Below are 616 nucleotides of genomic sequence, written 5' to 3'. Positions count from 1 at the left end.
GTGCGGTGGGGGGCATGGCGGCGGCAACTGCCTTTCGCGGAGCGGGAACTGGCGTTTCGCGTGGGGGGCGCGCGTCTTCCAGCGTGCTCCAGCGGCGGGGCGCGCCGGTGCCGGGCCACTACACGAACGTGCAGTGGAAAGTGGGCGCGCACCCTTGCGCACCGACTCCGGGATGCCCCACAAGTTGCCGCTGACCTGGGTTTTCGTCTTGGATGGCGGAGACGGTTCGGCACCCTGGGAGGCTGGCGTGGAGTGGGGGCTGGCGGATGCCGTGGTGTGGCGCAACCGGGCCCTGATGCTCTTCGACCGGGTGGCGGTGCCGGTCGCGGTCTGCGACGTGTACGGCAGGGTGGTGCTGGCCAACCCCGCGATGGCCGCCGAGTGCGGTGCGTCGCCGGGGCAGCTCCGAGGCCGTGACGTGCTGGAGCTGTTCCGCCCCGAGGAGGCCGGCCAGGTCGAGCGGATCGCCCAGGCGCTGCGGCTGCGGCACCGCTCCCGCTACCAGGTGTCGGTGAGCTGGAGCGCGCCCGGCGGAACGGAGCGGTACGGCGAGCTGACCGCCGACCCGGTGAGCGACTCCACGAACGAGACCCCGGCGCTGCTGGTGATGCTCCGG

1 protein-coding gene is annotated in these 616 nt (G+C 72.9%); it reads left to right on the top strand.

What is annotated here, in order from left to right:
- Nucleotides 1-295 precede the first annotated feature (295 nt).
- Nucleotides 296-616, top strand: a 321-nt coding sequence (locus CCN33_RS30835; RefSeq protein WP_425275882.1) for a PAS domain S-box protein, incomplete at its 3' end; no start/stop codon positions are given.

This window comes from Streptomyces recifensis, assembly GCF_002154615.1.
GTDB lineage: Bacteria > Actinomycetota > Actinomycetes > Streptomycetales > Streptomycetaceae > Streptomyces > Streptomyces griseoluteus.
This window is presented reverse-complemented; position numbering and strand designations above follow the sequence as displayed.